The 16,373-nt window shown below is 53.8% G+C and carries 14 protein-coding genes and 1 tRNA gene; 11 read left to right on the forward strand and 4 right to left on the reverse strand.

From position 1 onward, the window contains the following. Positions 1-15 precede the first annotated feature (15 nt). A complete protein-coding gene (locus TH2_RS04740) occupies positions 16-1,494 on the reverse strand; it encodes a M48 family metalloprotease (protein WP_008889263.1) in 1,479 nt (492 codons plus the stop codon). A gap of 181 nt (positions 1,495-1,675) precedes the next feature. On the opposite strand from TH2_RS04740, the gene TH2_RS04745 reads away from it, so the two are divergent. The 4 genes from TH2_RS04745 to TH2_RS04760 all read left to right on the forward strand — a co-directional run bounded on the left by TH2_RS04745 (position 1,676) and on the right by TH2_RS04760 (position 4,411). Further along, complete coding sequence (locus tag TH2_RS04745; RefSeq protein ID WP_157193858.1) at positions 1,676-2,497, forward strand: hypothetical protein; 822 nt, start codon at positions 1,676-1,678, stop codon at positions 2,495-2,497. A gap of 108 nt (positions 2,498-2,605) precedes the next feature. Then, positions 2,606-3,562 (forward strand): prolyl aminopeptidase, encoded by a 957-nt coding sequence (gene pip / locus TH2_RS04750; protein ID WP_008889265.1) that lies wholly within the window; start codon positions 2,606-2,608, stop codon positions 3,560-3,562. An 88-nt stretch (positions 3,563-3,650) separates the two neighbouring features. Then, a complete protein-coding gene (locus TH2_RS04755) occupies positions 3,651-4,175 on the forward strand; it encodes an acyloxyacyl hydrolase (RefSeq protein ID WP_008889266.1) in 525 nt (174 codons plus the stop codon). 159 nt (positions 4,176-4,334) lie between these two features. Then, a tRNA-Arg gene (locus TH2_RS04760) sits at positions 4,335-4,411 on the forward strand. A gap of 214 nt (positions 4,412-4,625) precedes the next feature. Here the strand turns inward: TH2_RS04760 and TH2_RS04765 are convergent. After that, the gene (locus tag TH2_RS04765; RefSeq protein ID WP_040822704.1) at positions 4,626-5,618 is read right to left on the reverse strand and encodes an MBL fold metallo-hydrolase; all 993 of its coding nucleotides are present in this window, start codon (positions 5,616-5,618) and stop codon (positions 4,626-4,628) included. A 174-nt stretch (positions 5,619-5,792) separates the two neighbouring features. Here TH2_RS04765 and TH2_RS04770 point away from each other — a divergent pair, with 174 nt between their 5' ends. Then, positions 5,793-6,722 carry a LysR family transcriptional regulator gene (locus tag TH2_RS04770; RefSeq protein WP_040822706.1) on the forward strand — a complete coding sequence of 310 codons (930 nt, stop codon included), beginning with the start codon at positions 5,793-5,795 and terminating at the stop codon, positions 6,720-6,722. Between the two features lie 20 nt (positions 6,723-6,742). Here the strand turns inward: TH2_RS04770 and TH2_RS04775 are convergent, their stop codons facing one another. After that, positions 6,743-7,162, reverse strand: coding sequence for a cupin domain-containing protein (locus tag TH2_RS04775; protein WP_008889269.1), 420 nt, complete (start codon positions 7,160-7,162; stop codon positions 6,743-6,745). A 210-nt stretch (positions 7,163-7,372) separates the two neighbouring features. Between TH2_RS04775 and TH2_RS04780 the strand changes: the two genes are divergently transcribed. The 3 genes from TH2_RS04780 to TH2_RS04790 all read left to right on the forward strand — a co-directional run bounded on the left by TH2_RS04780 (position 7,373) and on the right by TH2_RS04790 (position 11,368). Continuing rightward, on the forward strand, positions 7,373-8,509 hold the full coding sequence (locus tag TH2_RS04780) for a homogentisate 1,2-dioxygenase (RefSeq protein ID WP_008889270.1): 1,137 nt from the start codon (positions 7,373-7,375) through the stop codon (positions 8,507-8,509). 244 nt (positions 8,510-8,753) lie between these two features. Further along, positions 8,754-9,920 (forward strand): hypothetical protein, encoded by a 1,167-nt coding sequence (locus TH2_RS04785; RefSeq protein ID WP_040822708.1) that lies wholly within the window; start codon positions 8,754-8,756, stop codon positions 9,918-9,920. Further along, positions 9,917-11,368 (forward strand): hypothetical protein, encoded by a 1,452-nt coding sequence (locus TH2_RS04790; RefSeq protein ID WP_008889272.1) that lies wholly within the window; start codon positions 9,917-9,919, stop codon positions 11,366-11,368. The genes TH2_RS04785 and TH2_RS04790 overlap by 4 nt, the downstream gene beginning before the upstream one ends. Before the next feature lie 15 nt (positions 11,369-11,383). Here TH2_RS04790 and gcvA read toward each other — a convergent pair whose 3' ends face one another. After that, positions 11,384-12,301: a transcriptional regulator GcvA gene (gcvA, locus tag TH2_RS04795; RefSeq protein WP_008889273.1), complete on the reverse strand. Its 918-nt coding sequence runs from the start codon at positions 12,299-12,301 to the stop codon at positions 11,384-11,386. 221 nt (positions 12,302-12,522) lie between these two features. Between gcvA and TH2_RS04800 the strand changes: the two genes are divergently transcribed. The 3 genes from TH2_RS04800 (at position 12,523) to TH2_RS04810 (ending at position 16,373) form a co-directional block, all read left to right on the forward strand. Then, positions 12,523-13,713: an acyl-CoA dehydrogenase gene (locus TH2_RS04800; RefSeq protein ID WP_008889274.1), complete on the forward strand. Its 1,191-nt coding sequence runs from the start codon at positions 12,523-12,525 to the stop codon at positions 13,711-13,713. A gap of 91 nt (positions 13,714-13,804) precedes the next feature. After that, on the forward strand, positions 13,805-15,028 hold the full coding sequence (locus TH2_RS04805) for a CaiB/BaiF CoA transferase family protein (RefSeq protein WP_008889275.1): 1,224 nt from the start codon (positions 13,805-13,807) through the stop codon (positions 15,026-15,028). 250 nt (positions 15,029-15,278) lie between these two features. Beyond that, a complete protein-coding gene (locus TH2_RS04810) occupies positions 15,279-16,373 on the forward strand; it encodes an ABC transporter ATP-binding protein (protein WP_008889276.1) in 1,095 nt (364 codons plus the stop codon).

Raw genomic sequence — 16,373 nt, forward strand, 5'->3', positions numbered from 1 at the left:
GGATAGTTTGGCGTTCTAGTGCCGAACCACCTTGACCAGTGACCCGACCGCAGGCGGCTGGCCATCGGCAAGGCCATTGATCGTGGCAAAGACGTCTGCCGGTAACTTGTCGACCTCCATATCGTCGATAAAGGTCTGCAGGTCATATTCCGGGTTCACAGCGCGGACCTTGATGCGAAGCGGGGTGTAAACCTTCTTTTCGCGATCGGTCAGCGGGCGGAAGCTATAGGTCGTGCGACGCAGCGGCAGGTTATAGCTATCGGCCTGATCAAGTGGTGTCACAAACAGGAATTGATAGGCGGAGCTGTCATGACGGATCACGACCACGCGCAGACGCGCCGGTCCGGATCGTAGTGAAATATCCGCACTGCCGGTGGCGGCTTCCTGGCCTTCGATATCCAGCATCTCGATATTGCGAATTGCGATTTGCTTTGAGAAACCGTTTTGAAGGTAGGTATCAAGGCGCATGTCCTTTGCGCCCGGCGCGCCTTCGAAGATGATCTGCGCACCTTTGCCATCCTGGGCAATGACGGCATTGGGTTGGTTTGTCATGTTAAAGCCATCGGGCACTTCAAACCTGAAATTCAGCGGCACATGGACAAATTCCTGTCCCCGCACATAACCCTGATCCGGGCCATCTCCGTACAAAATGCCGTCAATAGCTGTCATGTAGCGCACAGTGCCAATTTCCGGATTGGCAACCGCTGTGACATTGGCGCTTTGGCGTGCCTGCTCGATACGGTCAAGGGTGCGCGGATGGGTTGCCATGAAGTCATATTGGTCAACATCGTCTGGCGAACGCCCGGCGCGTTTCGCCTGCAAACGTGAATGTGCACGCAATTTCTTGAGGAAGGATGCCATGGCCTTTGGGTCGTATCCGGCCTTGGTCATGTATCGAATGCCAAGCATGTCGGCTTCGAATTCATGCTCGCGCGAGAAGGCCTTAAGATAGGCGTTCGCCCCTTGGCCAATCAGCTCGCCGGCCCCGTTACCAATTGCGACGGCAAGTCCACCCGCAAGAAGTTGCGTCAGAACGCCGCGGCTGTAACGCTGTGCCGAGTGACGGGCAACCACATGGCCGATTTCATGGGCAACAACACCAGCCAGCTCTGCCTCGTTGGTGGCAAGGGCAGCCAGGCCACGTGTGATATAAACATACCCACCAGGCAGGGCAAAGGCGTTTACAACCGGGGAATCCAGTACTGTGAAAGTAAATTTCTCATTCGGGGTTTCCGAAACCGCAACCAGCTTTTCACCGACTTCTGTCACATAGGTCTGCAGGTCCTTTTCGGTATATTGACCACCGAATTCCTTGACCATTTTCGGATGTTCCTGCGAGCCGATCTGTTTTTCCTGCTCGGGCGACATAAACGCCGTAAAGCTGTCTTCGCCGGTCGCCCGGTTGGTCGAACATCCGGCTACGGCAGTACTCAGCGCAATCGCAGCAAGCACACCTGCAATATGTTTATGTGAACGAAAGTTCAGCCAGCCCATTGATATCTTTCCTCGTGTCCTTTGGCCGCGTAAGCTGTCACGCATTATATTTGCGAAACCAACCGGGAATTGGTAGCGCGTGTTCCTTGATCATTCAATCTTTTCGCAATCACCGATAAAGCATCAAAAATGGGGAAATTTTTGGGCTGGATCGACATTGGTGTGGCGTAAAGGCGCATTGATGCTGATTGTTGTCGTCTTTTGCGGGGCCAGTCTACCCGTGATGGCCGCGGATTGGCGCTGCGGGACTGACATCATCGCGGGTGATGCTCAAACGCTGCTTTCAACAGACCGGGGATCGGTTTGGCGTGACGTGCAGCTCAATATTGAAGCGATTGATGCATTCACCACCGCCAAGCTGCCGGACAAATCATTTCGGCTCGCAGATATCGCGTTTGTACCGGAATATGAAGACGCGGCAATGGCATGGTTAGAACTGGCAAGTGCGAACAAGGTTTCGATCACGCCGCTGGCCGAACAGCCAGACTTTCTCGGGCGAATGCCGGTTCGCATCCAAGATGAAGGTCTCGGCGACTGGCGTGCGGAACTTTTGGCTGCCGGTCTCGTGATGCTTGTTCCTGAAAGCGGGCAAGATATGTCAGAGCTGATCGGGATTGAGGACTCCGCGATCAAAAATCAGTCTGGCATATGGTCCGCCCCTGGCCCAGAGACAGCTTATTACGTGCGGGCCCATGATGCGGGGGCAGAGAATATCCCGACCGCCCGTGATGCAATTGGCAGATTTGCCGTGATTGACGGCACAATCAGAAGCATCGAACATCAGGAATGGCGCAGTTACCTTAACTTCGGATCGAACTGGCGCGAGGATTTCACCATCGCACTCGATGCCACCTTGCGCGATGCATTAGCCAACGGCGAAGACTTTCAAGACATCCTGCAGGATTGGGTTGGGCAGGAAATTCGGGTGCGTGGCGTGATTGAAAATCGCGGTGGCCCTTACATCACACTTGAAAACCCATTCTGGCTTTGCCTCGCCAAGTAGTCGCGGGCGCAATAGAGCTTGTTCTTATACCGTTGTTTATGCGACTTCTTGTACGCGCCACCACCGGCGAAAAACAGCGTCCCGTTCAATAAAGAAAAGGTCCTTCGCGTGCTCTATCCCGAAATTTCGCCCCATCAGTCGGGTTGGTTATCTCGTCAAGACGGTCACGAGATTTACTGGGAAGAAGTTGGTAACCCCGACGGGCTGCCAGTCATCTTCCTGCATGGCGGTCCGGGTGCGGGTATTTCGCCTAACAGTCGCCGCTTCTTTGATCCGGAAAAGTACCGTGTGATTTTGTTTGATCAGCGCGGAGCCGGAAAATCACGCCCGTTCGGCAGCCTTGAAAACAATACGACCGACCATCTGATTGGCGATATCGAAGCCCTGCGCAAGGAGCGCGGCATTGATCGTTGGCTGGTGTTTGGGGGCTCGTGGGGGTCGACTTTGGCGTTGGCTTACGGTCAGGCGTGCCCGGAACGTGTCACTGGGTTTGTCCTGCGCGGTATCTTCCTTGGCACGACATCCGAAATCAAATGGTTCATGGAAGGCATGGGGCGGTTCTTCCCCGAGGCAGAGCGGCGCTTCCTTGATGCTACTGGTTTCAAACATAATCCCGGTTATCAGGCATTGCTTGACCGTTATGCCGAGATTTTCTTGGGCAAGGATGGTGAAGACGCGGCCATTGATGCCGCACGCGTCTGGTCAGCCTATGAGGCAACATGCTGTACGCTTCTGCCTGATGATGGTCTGGTCGAGGACTTTGAAGGCGATCAGATCGCGTTGGCCCTGGCCAAGTTTGAGCATCATTACTTTGTTCATCGCTGTTTCTTTGAAGAAGACCAGTTGATCAAGAACGTCGGTCGCATTTCCCATGCACCGCTCGTCATTGTTCAGGGGCGCTATGACGTTGTGTGTCCGCCGGTTTCGGCCTTGACACTTCATAAGGCTTGGGATGGCTCCGAACTGGTCATCGTTGATGATGCCGGGCATGCGGCGAGCGAACCCGGGATTATCCGGGAGCTGGTGCTTGCGACCAACCGGTTTGATGGCAAGAAGTTTGTGTAAAATTAACAGACAAGCAGCATTGTGTTGTTGAGTTTGAAGCACGGTTGGGTAGTATATCGAACCGATTGATCTAGTGGGGACTTGGTTAATGAAGTTGGTTTTGGGGAAACTGCTTGCAGTTTGCGCACTGTTTGGTTTTTTGAACACCGCACAAGCACAGCAAATTCTTGGAAATGATAACGATTCTGGACTGTTTGAATTTTCGACCGGTATGGTCGACATCACGCAGGACGAAGAAGCTGCCGAATTTCGTCTGAACTACCGTGCACAGCACGCGATGTTTGATGTCACCCGCCCGATCGGTGGTGTGATGGTCACCTCCGAAGGTGCCGTTCACGGTTATGGCGGTCTGGCGGTTGACGTTCTGTGGGGGGATCATTTCGTTTCCAGCGTCTACACCTCGGTTGGTGCCTACCATCAGGGCAATGGTGAAGATCTTGGTCACTGGATCGAATTCCGTTCGGGTCTTGAGCTTGGCTTCCGCTTTGATAGCCACGAGCGCCTGAGCCTTGGTATCTCGCACATCTCGAACGCCAGCATTGGTGACGAGAACCCGGGTACAGAAATCCTGTCCCTAACCTATTCCTTCCCGATTGAGCGCCTCTTCGACTAAGGCGATCATCGATAAGGGCTTTAATCAGCCGAGGGTGATCGCATCCTCGGCTGATTTATTTTTCGGACAATGTTTTGGCCGCCAAGGCGGCAATATCTGTGCCCTCGCGGATTGATCGCCATCAGATTTACTGCTAATGGAATGCTGCCTTTTGGCAGTGCGCCCGTAGCTCAGCAGGATAGAGCACCAGATTCCTAATCTGGGGGCCACAGGTTCGAATCCTGTCGGGCGCACCATTAAACCAAAGGCCCGGAAGGATATCCCTCCGGGCCTTTGGCTTTTTTTGAGTATCAAATAGGCTGCATATTCTTCAAAGAATGACATGATCCAAGATCGATGTAACATCGCTTTGTGGATGCAAGTTTGAGCCAGCCCATTTCGGGACGCGCTGGTAAGTCATCGGGCCATCCCAATTTGCTCTGACGGACGGCACTTTATTATCCCACAGTTTCAAAACGCCCAGTTGGCAGGGACCCATGCGTAGGCTTCATCTGTCTTGAGCATGTGACCAAGTCCGGGAAACGGGAAGTGGAAGCCAAGCACCGGAATGCGGTCGGCGGCGGCCCTGTCGAAAATTCGACGACGGGAGTTGAGCGCTGTCTCCTTGTCACGGTCCGGGCCGGGAATCCAGGGTCTATCGACATTGATGACCGGGTGATAAGCAAGGTCGGCCGTCAGCAGGAGCTGTTCTTTGCCTGAGTGAACAAGGAAGGTCGCCATGCCCGGTGTGTGGCCAGCAGCGACAATCGTTGTCAGGCCGGGTAAGATCTCGTCACCGGCTTCGTAAAGCTCGATATCGCGTGAGACCGGTTCAAGGCTGCTTTTGATGTTTGCGGCGAAGCGCGTGCGGAAATCCTGCGGGACCGGCATATAGGAAAGGTCCGGATCGTTGGCGACGAAGAAATCCCAGTCCGCTTTTGGGACAAAGACCCTGGCATTGGGAAACGCCTTGCTACCATCTGCAGTACGAAGATTGCCGACATGATCTGGATGGGTGTGCGAGATGACGACCGCATCAATGTCAGCAGGCCCAAGTCCGATTGCAGCAAGGTTGTCAAAGATGCGACCACCGTTCGGTCCCATTGTTTTGCCAGCGCCTGCTTCGATCAGGATTCGTCTTCCACCGGTTTCGATCAGCAACGTGTTCATATTGAGCGTCATATGCTCGGTCGAGAGGAATGCTTGGCGCAGGACTTCCTCTAACTCCACTTCGGGGGCGTTGCTCGCATAAATGCGGGGCGGCCCACCAATAATGCCATCGCTTAATACCGTTGCCGTGATCTCGCCGACACGGAAGTGGTAGTGCCCGGTATTGCCACTTGGTGAAGCTGCGGTTTGGGCATTTGCACCGCCGAAAAAGCCCAAGCTTGGGATGAACATGCTCGATGCGCCCGCGACGGCGGACAGCATGATGGCGCGTCTGTTTAGGGTTAGGGTACTCATCTGTCTTCCCTTGTTCGGTGGGCACTCCTTTGCTTCATTCAGTAGTGTGGGTCTGCAATGATTGGCAAAAGGAAGCAATTGGAGCGCAACGTTATCCGTCAGACGAGCATGACAGAGGAAAATTGATCTGATAATATGGATAAAATTAACCAGATTGATTAGATATACTTCGCAATGAGTGCAATCCGTCTAGACAGCTTTGATGTGTTTGTCGCCATCGTTCGATGCGGTGGGTTCCGTGCGGCCGCACTCGAGCGCGGCGTATCTTCTTCGGCACTGAGCCAAACAATGAATGCTTTGGAAGAGGCGTTGGGAATTCGGTTGCTTAATCGGACAACAAGAAGTGTCTCTCCGACCGAAGCAGGGCAGCGTCTTCTTGAACGATTGGCGCCGGCATTAAGCGATATCAGGCTTGCAATTGCCGAAGTCGACGAATTGCGGGAAAGCCCGTCCGGGACGCTGCGGATCAATGCGCCTGCACCGGCTATTGATCATTTTCTGTGCCCGCTTGCTTTCGATTTCATGGATGCTTACCCGCAAGTGAAGATTGAGCTGATAAGTGATGCGGCTGTCATCGACATTGTCGAACAACGGTTTGATGCAGGTGTCAGGTTTGGGAAGCAGCTCGCTCAGGACATGATCGCACTTCCGCTTGGTCCTGCGCTTCGTTATGTGATTGTTGCTTCGCCTGATTACCTTAAAAAGCACGGTCAGCCCCGGTCGCCAAATGACCTTATAAATTATGACTGTATCAAACGCCGGTTTTCCAATGGCAGGCTTGTTAACTGGAAATTTGTCGAAGGGGATGAAGAGATAGAAATCTCACCCACGGGGCGCTTGACGGTCAGTACGGCGCATAACGAATTGCAGGCCGCCCTGGCAAGCAGGGGGCTGGCACATGTTTTCGAAGATTATGCCAGGCCGTATATACGGTCCGGTCGGCTGGTCGAAATACTCCCGGAATGGAGCCAGATCTTGCCGCATTGGTTCTTGTATTATCCGAACCGTCGTCTGCCAAGTGCGGCCATGCGTTCATTTCTGGACTATATGAAAGGCTATGACTGGCAGAAAATAAACCGAGTTTGCGCGACCACTACACGGTAAATTTACAGAACAGGTTTGGCTCAGACCGCATCCGTTGGCGGGTTTTCTTTGAACCATTCAACGATCTTGGGCATATTTTCTTCAAAGGTGCCGGGCGCATAGATATTCAGCACACCCGCCTTTTCTGTGCTGCGATTTTCGAAATTGTGCTGAATACCGGCGGGGACGTATATGAAGCTGCCTTTTTCTGCTTCCTGCCAGTTCTTACCGATCAGAAAGCTCCTTGTGCCCTCAAGCACATAGAAAATCTCGTTCCCGTCATCATGAGAATGCGCGCCGATGCCTTTGGTGTTTGGCTCCATCCACCATTCAGAAATGGAATACTGATTGGCTGTTTCCTGACCATCGGCTTTAAAGACGGCTTTAATTCGACCCATGTCGTAGCTGCGGCCCTTGCCCTGTTTAAGGAAAATGGCCTGCTGAGTATCACGATCTGACATTGTTTTCGGTCCCTGATGTGCGCAGTGTCTTTGAATAATTTTGGCGCCATCATAGGTTGATTTTGCGAATGCAGAAAGATGCTCAATGATTTTGCGTCTTCAATCCGCAATGCTTGAAAAACAACCGCTTCTTTCTCATATCAGTAGAAAGGGGGCTTGGTTGCGATCCACTCCGTTTGGCTCCCGATAAAACCGATCTGGGAGGATCACATGACGAACTGGATCAGGCTTCCAAATAGCGAAGGTCAATGTGTTGCGCGCCCCGAAGGACAAGTTGACCAAAAAACATATCAGCGCGAAGTCGGGCGTGCCGGTTTCACGGGGCCTTCCGCGCAAATCTATCATCGCCACCCGCCGGCCGGCTGGGCGACATTTGAAGGTCCGTTGCGACCACGCGCGTTTTCCCTTGGCAAGCTCTCACCGGGCCCGGCCTGTCCATTGCAGGCCCGTCGGGTGCTTCATAACGATCATATGGAAGTTCGTTACTGGAAAACCGATAGCAAAATGCATGCGCTTGCCCGTAATGCGGATGGCGATACGCTGATCTTTGTTCACAATGGGTCCGGGGCGCTTTTTTGCGATTACGGTCATCTGAGCTATCGCGACGGGGACTATATCCTTTTGCCGCGCGGCACTGCCTGGCGGATCGAGCCATCTGAACTTTCGGAATTCATGATGATCGAGGCAACGGCAGATGCCTTTAAGCTGCCGGATGCGTCATCGGATGGCGCGCGCGCGGTAGATCCGATGTTGTTCACCTTTCCCAGAATTGACGATGCCTTCATTGCCCAGCAAGACGACGCATTCTGGGAAATCCACATCAAGCGCCGCGGGCAGGTTTCGACCCTGACCTATCCGTTCAATCCGCTGGATGCGGTTGGTTGGGAAGGCGATCTTTGTGTGGTGAAGCTCAATTGGCGCGATCTTGCAAAACACCGGTCCAACGGTCAGAGAACGCCACCTGCAGCGTCGTGCACCTTTGTCACAGAGACCTTTGCAATCAGTACATTCATTCCCAAGGTGGGAGAGGGTGAGTCCGGTATCATGCGCGTGCCGTTCTATCATTCGAACGAAGATGCAGATGAGTTCATCTTTTATCACCGGGGCGAGTTCTTCAGTCGTGGCGAAATAAGGGCCGGAATGGCAACATTCCATCCAAGCGGTTTCCCGCACGGACCGCATCCAAGCGCCTATCAGACAAAGATGGTCAAGGCACCTGTGGAAACTGAAGAAGTGGCTATCATGATCGACAGTCGGGCATTCCTGACGGTTGACGAATCCATTCCGGATGGTGCGGAATGGAAGGCGTATGTGAAAACATGGGAAAAAGCGCAAGAGACACTATAAGGACTTGCTGACATTCGGTGAAAAATGGCAATTTGGCGCCGCCAGTTGATGGTGGTAATTTCGGGGAAGGTTGTTAATGTAATTACCACCTTGTCGGGGTAGTCTGAGTTGTCCCGAGAGTTTCTGGCCAAAATGACAAAATGTTCATTACGTACTGCTTTCTTACGCCGGGAATCCTGCCCTTAAATGGGCGTCAGGGTGACCACCAGACATTAGCGCCGATACCGCTTAGCCAAAGCCAAGAATGAATAAACAGAAGATTGTAAATTCCGTCAGCCACAAGTCTCCTGAACCGCATGAGGTGCCGGACGATCCTTTGTCGTGCTTGCCGCAAACATTCGCTTCGCGCGGTGTCAGGACTCCCTTTACGACCAAAACCCTGCGTTACGCGCGCGTTTCCATTGGCAAGGCCGGACGGAAAATGATCATGTTGCCCGGTCTGTCTGGCGGACTTGGGACCTATGAGTTGCCGCTCGATACATTGCGCGAAGTGTTCGATCTTTCGGTTCATGATCGCATGCTTTACGACCGCCTTATCGAGTTGGAGGATGTCCGTCCGCAGACGGTTCTGGAGTATAGTCGCGACGTTGGCAGCACCGGTGTTGGCGGGGTGGAACTGGCGCGCACCTGCACGCGGCGCAACTGGACCGAAAAAGCATCACGCGAACTTGGCCAGATGGCGGTTCTGCATCAGGCCTTGCGCCAACTTGGTGGTGATGCTGTCAAGGACATGAAGCGCGAGGAATTGATGACCACCGATGGTCAAATTCGCGCTCGCCGGGCGCTGAACCGCTTTGCGTCCGAGCACAAGGTCGCCAATGACACCATCATTGATAGCCTCGGCGAATGGAGCAAGATGATTGCCCCGGTGGGTCTGGACCTTGAGGGATGTCAGGGGCAGCTTCGCGTTCTGGCCAACGGGCTCAAGAAGTTCGCCCAGGATATCGAGGAATGGTCAAATTCCGAACAGTCCGACTTCCGCTTTATGGCCGGACGTATTGTCAGTGCGACCCGTTCGACAAGTAATCATGCCTTGAAGCGCATCGCGGAAGTTGATAGCTGGAACAGTGAACTTGGCAAGGTTCTGACGGATTGGGAAACTGCCAAAAAGGCTATTGGTGAAACGATTGAGTATCTCTGGTGGCTGCTTGATGGTTGGCAGGAACTGATTGATGTCTGGGATAGGCGGTCTCTGACGGATCGCGCAAAACAGCGCGAAACTGTTGAGGAAGTCGCAAGTTTTGCACCGGTCTTGCCGCTTTCAGAGATTGAGCAGTCCGAACAGCAGTTCTGGGCTGATGTACGGGTTAATCAGATGCTTTGGGCTGGTGAATTGCGTAAGCTGGGCAGTGGTGAAATTGACGCCGATATGATGGATCGTCTCGAACGCTTCAGGAGACAGTCGGCATGAAGATTGAAGACGCCGGAAAGCTTGGCGTTTCGCAACTTGGTAAACTGTTCGAATCGCTCAGCAGTAATGAAATTGCCCGCTTCACGCGCGCGATCGAAAGTGATCGTGCCGATCCCAAATTGCCATTGCCCCATGAAGCCATTCTTCAAATCCTGCGCCCGCGTCTGGCATCGCTCAAACCGGAACGCTATCCGACACCGATGCGTCAGTTCTGCGATCCGTTTGAAGATCTGCTGACCTCTGGCGAGCCCAATGAAAAAAGCATCCGCATCAGCCGGTCATCACTGATGCCAATCTGGAATGTCGTGGTGGAATCCGGCGGTCCTGAGTTTCAGCAGGCGATGCAGGACATCGACAAGGCTGCTGCGACCCGCGACACTGCAAAACTTGCCATCGCAGAGCGCAAGCTTTGGCAGATCGGGGCGCGTACGATTGAGGATCAACTTGAAAATTCTCATACCGGCGTAAAGCAAGAACGTGCATTGGCAACCCGGCTTGGCTCGCGCATTCATCTTACGGCCTTTGCCGAAGTCGGCAAGATCTTGCGGGTCGGCGACGAAATTGCGCAATTGCGTGAACGCTTTCCGTCGGCGCCGATCAGGGTGCTCGATGCAAGCGACGTGAAATGGCTGCGTGACCTGTTCATGTCGATCTCAAAGGAGAAGCCCGGGCTTGAGCCGATGTTCCTGCTCGCCGTTCTGGCGCGCCTTTTGCGGCCGAGCGAGTTGTTCAAGCTTATTCGTGTGCTGTCGACCAAGTCTGATGACCGCACGATCGAGAAAACCAACCTGGCTGAAACCGGTGATCTGATCATTGACCTGTTGGCCGAGACGGTAACCGAGATTGAACAAGGTGTCGGTACCGGCAAGGACGAAGCCCACATCCTGTCATTGGCCCGCTGGTATGCTTCGGAATTTGTCCGTATCACGCGCGAGTTTAAAATCCGCAAGGATGGCCGTTGGGGTGAAAAGCTGCTTGAAACCCGTCGTCGGGTATCGCGCGCGCTTGCCGATACGATGTTTGGCGCAACGCCGGAACGCGTGATTGATGCCTTGCCAAAGCTTGAAGCGGCTCAAGGTCCGGGGTCGGGGCGTGGTGCACTTGCCCGTCCGATCTTCTCGCAGGAATTCGATGACGAGAAAGTCCTGGCCGCTGAAAAATCGGCTGAGGCAATTGCCGAAACCGCCCGCATTTCCGATGTGCTCGCAGCCCAAAGTTCGGCCGCCAAAGCGGTGGTGGAGCTTAAGAAAAAGCTCAATCAGATCGGTCGTGCCGGTGTGGACAGCATGCGTCGACTGACACCCGAAGAAGTTCCGAACGCGCAGCGAAACCTGATGGCCACGGTGCGGCTACTTGAGATTGTCGATGGTCCGGAAGATGCCGATGTGCTGCGCCGCCGCGGGATGAATGCACTGCGTGCATTAACAGCCGATCAAAAGGCAAGCTGATCAAACCAGTTTGCCCTACGTGGCGATTCCACGCGCAAGTTTCTTTACCGTCTCAAGTTGATCAAGCCAGTTCATAAAGGCCCGGATCTTGGGCAGGCGTGCGCGGCTTTTCGGGCAACAGGCATAATAGTGAAACGGACTGGCCTTGGGTTGGCCGAACGGGGCGATGATCCTGCCGGTTGCCAGTTCATCGGTGATTGCAAAGGTCGGCAATAGTGCCACGCCAAGTCCGGCAACGGCGGCCTGCATGGCCATGGTGAAATGCTCAAACTTCGGTCCGTTTTCACCGTCAATATCACTAAGCCCACTTGCTGCAAGCCAATCGGCCCAACCGCGCGGCCGGGTTGCGATATGCAGCAACGGAAAGTTTCGCAAGTCCTCTGGCTGTGGCGTGCGTCCCAGATTGGTAACCAGTTGCGGGCTGCAAATCGGGACCATTTCCTCGCCATGCAAGATGTGGGCATCAAGTTCCGACCAGTTTCCTTCACCAAACAGAACCGCGATATCAATCTGTTCGCGATCAAAATCGGGCATGCCGATCCGCGAAATGAAATTGATCGCAATGTCGGGATATTTGGACCGGAAGTCAGGCAATAACGGAATAAGGCAGCGCGAACCGAATGTCGGCGGCGCGGCAACCGTCAAAACCCCGCTTTCCGATCCGCCCGACAAAAGGGTCAAGGTCGCACTTTCAAGCTGATCAAGCGCCGGGCGAATGGATTGCAAATAGCTTTCGCCTTCGGGGGTCAGCGACAGACGTTGCTTTTCCCGGGCAAACAGCTTGCAGCCAAGCCAGTTTTCAAGCCCCTGAATTTGTCGGCTGACCGCACTTTGGGTCAGATACAATTCTTCAGCCGCGCGTGATGCGCTGCCAAAACGGGCCGTTTGTTCAAAGCAACTCAATGCCTTGAGGCTGGGAATGCGGCGGCTCATCTGTCAACTATCCCGCTATTTGTTCTTGTTTTGTTTCATATGAAACGTTTTAGATTATGAGTTTTTCGCATAATCTATGTCGCTTTTATCATTTGCAACTTGCGCTGCCAATTCCTAGCTTTAACCCATAAGCAACTAAGCTTTTCAGGGGTAGCGTCATCTCGCCCTTCTATGGCGCTGCCCCTGCTTTCTGTAGAAAAACTCATAAAAGGACCAGGCGAATGGCAAGCCGCGCACCGTTTCATTGGGAAGATCCGCTCCTGCTTGAAGAGCAGTTGAGCGAAGACGAACGCATGATCCGCGATGCGGCCCGTGCATATTGTCAGGAAAACCTTCAGACCCGCGTTCTTGAAGCCAACCGGCATGAGATTTTCCATCGTGAAATCATGACCGAGATGGGTGAACTTGGCTTGCTGGGCCCGACCATCCCCGAGGAATATGGCGGACCGGGTGTCAACCACGTGGCCTATGGGCTGGTGGCCCGCGAAGTTGAACGCGTTGACTCCGGTTATCGCTCGGCAATGTCGGTGCAGAGCTCGCTCGTGATGCATCCGATTTATGCCTATGGCAGCGAAGAACAGCGCAAGAAATACCTTCCGAAACTGGCAACCGGTGAATGGGTTGGTTGCTTTGGCCTGACCGAGCCGGATCACGGTTCCGATCCGGGCGGTATGAAAACCCGTGCACGCAAGGCTGATGGTGGCTTTACCCTGTCGGGTGCCAAAATGTGGATCACCAACAGCCCGATTGCCGATGTCTTTGTTGTTTGGGGCAAGGATGACGATAGCGTTATCCGTGGCTTCATCCTTGAAAAAGGCATGAAAGGTCTGTCGGCACCGAAGATCGAAGGCAAATTTTCGCTGCGTGCGTCGATCACCGGCGAAATCGTCATGGACAATGTGTTTGTGCCCGAAGAAAACATGCTGCCGAACGTCAAGGGCCTTGGTGGTCCGTTTGGCTGCCTGAACAAGGCACGTTATGGCATTGCATGGGGTGCGATGGGGGCGGCTGAGTTCTGCTGGCATGCCGCACGTCAGTACACCATGGATCGCAAACAGTTCGGGCGTCCGCTTGCGGCCAACCAGTTGATCCAGTTGAAACTGGCCAACATGCAGACCGAAATCACCCTTGGCCTGCAGGGCGCGCTTCAGGTTGGCCGTCTGCTTGACGAAGGCAAAGGAGCACCGGAAGCCATTTCGCTGATGAAGCGTAATAACTGTGGCAAGGCGCTTGATATTGCCCGTGTTGCCCGTGACATGCATGGCGGTAACGGTATCGCCGATGAATACCATGTCATTCGTCACGCGATGAACCTTGAAGCGGTCAATACCTATGAAGGTACCCACGATGTGCACGCCCTGATCCTTGGGCGGGCGCAGACCGGAATCCAGGCCTTCACTGCTGAGGCTTGATCCCAAAAGTTTGATCGGGCGGCGGCAGAAATGTTGTCGCCCGATTTGATTCTACCTGCTTTTTTAAAAGTCGATATTTCGGGATATTCAGATGACTGGCGCACTTTCCGGGCTTCGTGTTCTTGACCTTTCGCGTGTACTGGCCGGGCCGTGGGCCAGCCAGACCCTTGCCGATATGGGGGCCGAGGTCATCAAGATCGAACGTCCGGGTGCCGGTGATGATACCCGTGGCTGGGGGCCGCCCTTTGCCAAGGATGCCAGTGGCAATGACACGACCGAAGCCGCCTATTACCTGACAGCCAATCGCGGCAAGAAATCACTGACCATCGATATCACCAAACCCGAAGGCCAGGAGATCGTGCGCAATCTTGCGGCCGAAAGTGACGTGGTTCTGGAAAACTTCAAGGTTGGTGGCCTTGCCAAATACGGCCTTGATTATGCGACCCTTTCCAAGGTGAACCCCAACCTGGTTTATTGTTCGATAACAGGCTTTGGACAAGACGGCCCGTATAAGGACCGGCCGGGCTATGATTTCATGATTCAGGGTATGGGCGGGCTTATGAGCATCACCGGTGCGCCCGATAGTGCACCGGGTGGTCAGCCGATGAAGGTTGGTGTTGCAGTTGCCGATATCTTTACCGGCCTCTATGCGACTATTGGCATTCTGGCGGCCTTGCGTCACCGCGATGCAACCGGCGAGGGGCAGTATATTGATCTGGCCCTTCTCGATGTGCAAACAGCGGTTCTTGCCAATCAGGCGATGAACTACCTTGCGACCGGCAACGCACCGGGCCGCCTTGGCAATGCCCATCCCAATATTGTGCCTTACGAAGCCTTTCCGACGGCGGATGGCTATCTGATCCTGGCGGTTGGCAATGACAGCCAGTTCAAAAGCTTCTGCGCGGTTGCGGGGCTGGATGCCTTGCCGCTTGATGAACGTTACGCCACCAACCGCAACCGTGTGGCCAATCGTACCGAACTGGTGCCGCTAATCCGTCAGGCCATGGTTGCCAAAACCACCGACGCATGGATTGATGCGCTTGAAAAGGCCAATGTGCCGTGCGGTCCGATCAATACCCTTGATCGCGTATTTGAAAACCCGCAAGTTCAGCATCGCGGTATGGTCAAGCAGCTTGCCCATCCGACGGCCGGAACAGTTCCGACCGTTGCCAATCCGATAAAGTTCTCCAAAACACCGATCACGGATGAAAAAGCCCCGCCGATGCTGGGGCAACACAGCGATGAAATCTTGCGCAAGGTGGCTGACCTTAGCGACGACCAGATTGCCAAGCTGCGTGACGCCGGCATTGTCTGATCTGACGGCGATTTCCGTGTATTTGGTGTCCTCTGATTGTCTTTCTGCCAAAGAAGTCCTCGTTTTGCGTGAATAGTGTGCTGCACATTATTTTGTAAAGTGTCTATATGACGCAATCAGAACCAGTTTGGATGCCATTTTAAGGCGGATATTGCGGAACTTCTGTAAATATCGACGCTTTCTTGACCACCGGATTGCAAGTCTCTGTAGATTTTATATCATTTTACAAAATACAAATTCGGGGAAGTGCATGTCAGAAGTAGTCATTTCGGCAAAGTCTGTTGGAAAAACATTTGGGTCGGGTGTCGATAAAGTCACGGCACTGGACGACGTATCTGTCGATATCTTTCAGAATGAGTTTTTCACCATGTTGGGTCCTTCGGGATGTGGCAAAACGACTTTGCTGCGTCTGATCGGCGGGTTTGAACAGGCGACTTCGGGGCAAATTTTGCTTGAAGGGAAGGCGCTAAATGACCTTCCGCCTTACAAGCGGCCCATCAACACGGTGTTTCAGTCCTATGCACTTTTCCCGCATTTGACGGTCAGACAGAACATTACCTTTGGCCTTGAAATGCAGGGGATTGCGCGCAAGCAGGCTGATGATCGTGCTGAAGAGATGCTTGAACTTGTCCGTCTGGCGCAATACGGGGACCGCGTGCCAAGCCAGCTTTCCGGTGGCCAGCAGCAACGTATTGCGCTGGCCCGTGCGCTGGCACCCGCGCCAAAGGTGTTGCTGCTGGATGAGCCACTTTCGGCACTTGATCTGAAACTGCGCAAGGAAATGCAGGTCGAACTCAAACGCCTGCAGACAGAAACCGGGATTACCTTTGTTTTTGTCACCCATGACCAGGAAGAGGCCCTTGCGATGTCAGATCGCATTGCGGTGATGAAGTCGGGCGAAATTCTTCAGGTCGGTGCACCCCGTGAAATCTATGAAGCCCCGACCCACCGCTTTGTTGCCGACTTCATTGGCGACAGTAATTTCCTTGTGGGTAATCTTGTCGATGATGGTGCTGGCAAACATGCCATTAAGCTTGGTGGTGGTCAGGTCATTGAACTGACACAGGAAGTTTCCGGTCAACGAAGTGGCGAGGTCACTGTTTCTGTACGCCCGGAACGCCTTGGGCTGGTTGCTGAAAGTAAGGCCAACGCAAATCATCTTGTTGGTACCGTTTCCACCGTCATCTATTTCGGCACGGATACGACCTATCAGATTGATCTGGGTAATGACGCCTTGTTGACAGTCCGGATGCAAAACGGATCGGGTGCGAAGGCTGATTTCGCCCAAGGCGAGCGTGTCGGTATCACCATGTCCCCTGACTCCATTCGGGTACTGGCGGATTGA

It is taken from the genome of Thalassospira profundimaris WP0211 (genome assembly GCF_000300275.1).
In the GTDB taxonomy this organism is placed as follows: Bacteria; Pseudomonadota; Alphaproteobacteria; order Rhodospirillales; family Thalassospiraceae; genus Thalassospira; species Thalassospira profundimaris.

Bases quoted from the DNA above. Each gene is read 5' to 3' on its own strand.
- TH2_RS04740 (WP_008889263.1), bottom strand. From the start codon at position 1,494: ATGGGCTGGCTGAACTTTCGTTCACATAAACATATTGCAGGTGTGCTT.
- TH2_RS04745 (WP_157193858.1), top strand. From the start codon at position 1,676: ATGCTGATTGTTGTCGTCTTTTGCGGGGCCAGTCTACCCGTGATGGCC.
- TH2_RS04755 (WP_008889266.1), top strand. From the start codon at position 3,651: ATGAAGTTGGTTTTGGGGAAACTGCTTGCAGTTTGCGCACTGTTTGGT.
- TH2_RS04765 (WP_040822704.1), bottom strand. From the start codon at position 5,618: ATGAGTACCCTAACCCTAAACAGACGCGCCATCATGCTGTCCGCCGTC.
- TH2_RS04770 (WP_040822706.1), top strand. From the start codon at position 5,793: ATGAGTGCAATCCGTCTAGACAGCTTTGATGTGTTTGTCGCCATCGTT.
- TH2_RS04775 (WP_008889269.1), bottom strand. From the start codon at position 7,162: ATGTCAGATCGTGATACTCAGCAGGCCATTTTCCTTAAACAGGGCAAG.
- TH2_RS04780 (WP_008889270.1), top strand. From the start codon at position 7,373: ATGACGAACTGGATCAGGCTTCCAAATAGCGAAGGTCAATGTGTTGCG.
- TH2_RS04785 (WP_040822708.1), top strand. From the start codon at position 8,754: ATGAATAAACAGAAGATTGTAAATTCCGTCAGCCACAAGTCTCCTGAA.
- TH2_RS04790 (WP_008889272.1), top strand. From the start codon at position 9,917: ATGAAGATTGAAGACGCCGGAAAGCTTGGCGTTTCGCAACTTGGTAAA.
- gcvA (WP_008889273.1), bottom strand. From the start codon at position 12,301: ATGAGCCGCCGCATTCCCAGCCTCAAGGCATTGAGTTGCTTTGAACAA.
- TH2_RS04800 (WP_008889274.1), top strand. From the start codon at position 12,523: ATGGCAAGCCGCGCACCGTTTCATTGGGAAGATCCGCTCCTGCTTGAA.
- TH2_RS04805 (WP_008889275.1), top strand. From the start codon at position 13,805: ATGACTGGCGCACTTTCCGGGCTTCGTGTTCTTGACCTTTCGCGTGTA.
- TH2_RS04810 (WP_008889276.1), top strand. From the start codon at position 15,279: ATGTCAGAAGTAGTCATTTCGGCAAAGTCTGTTGGAAAAACATTTGGG.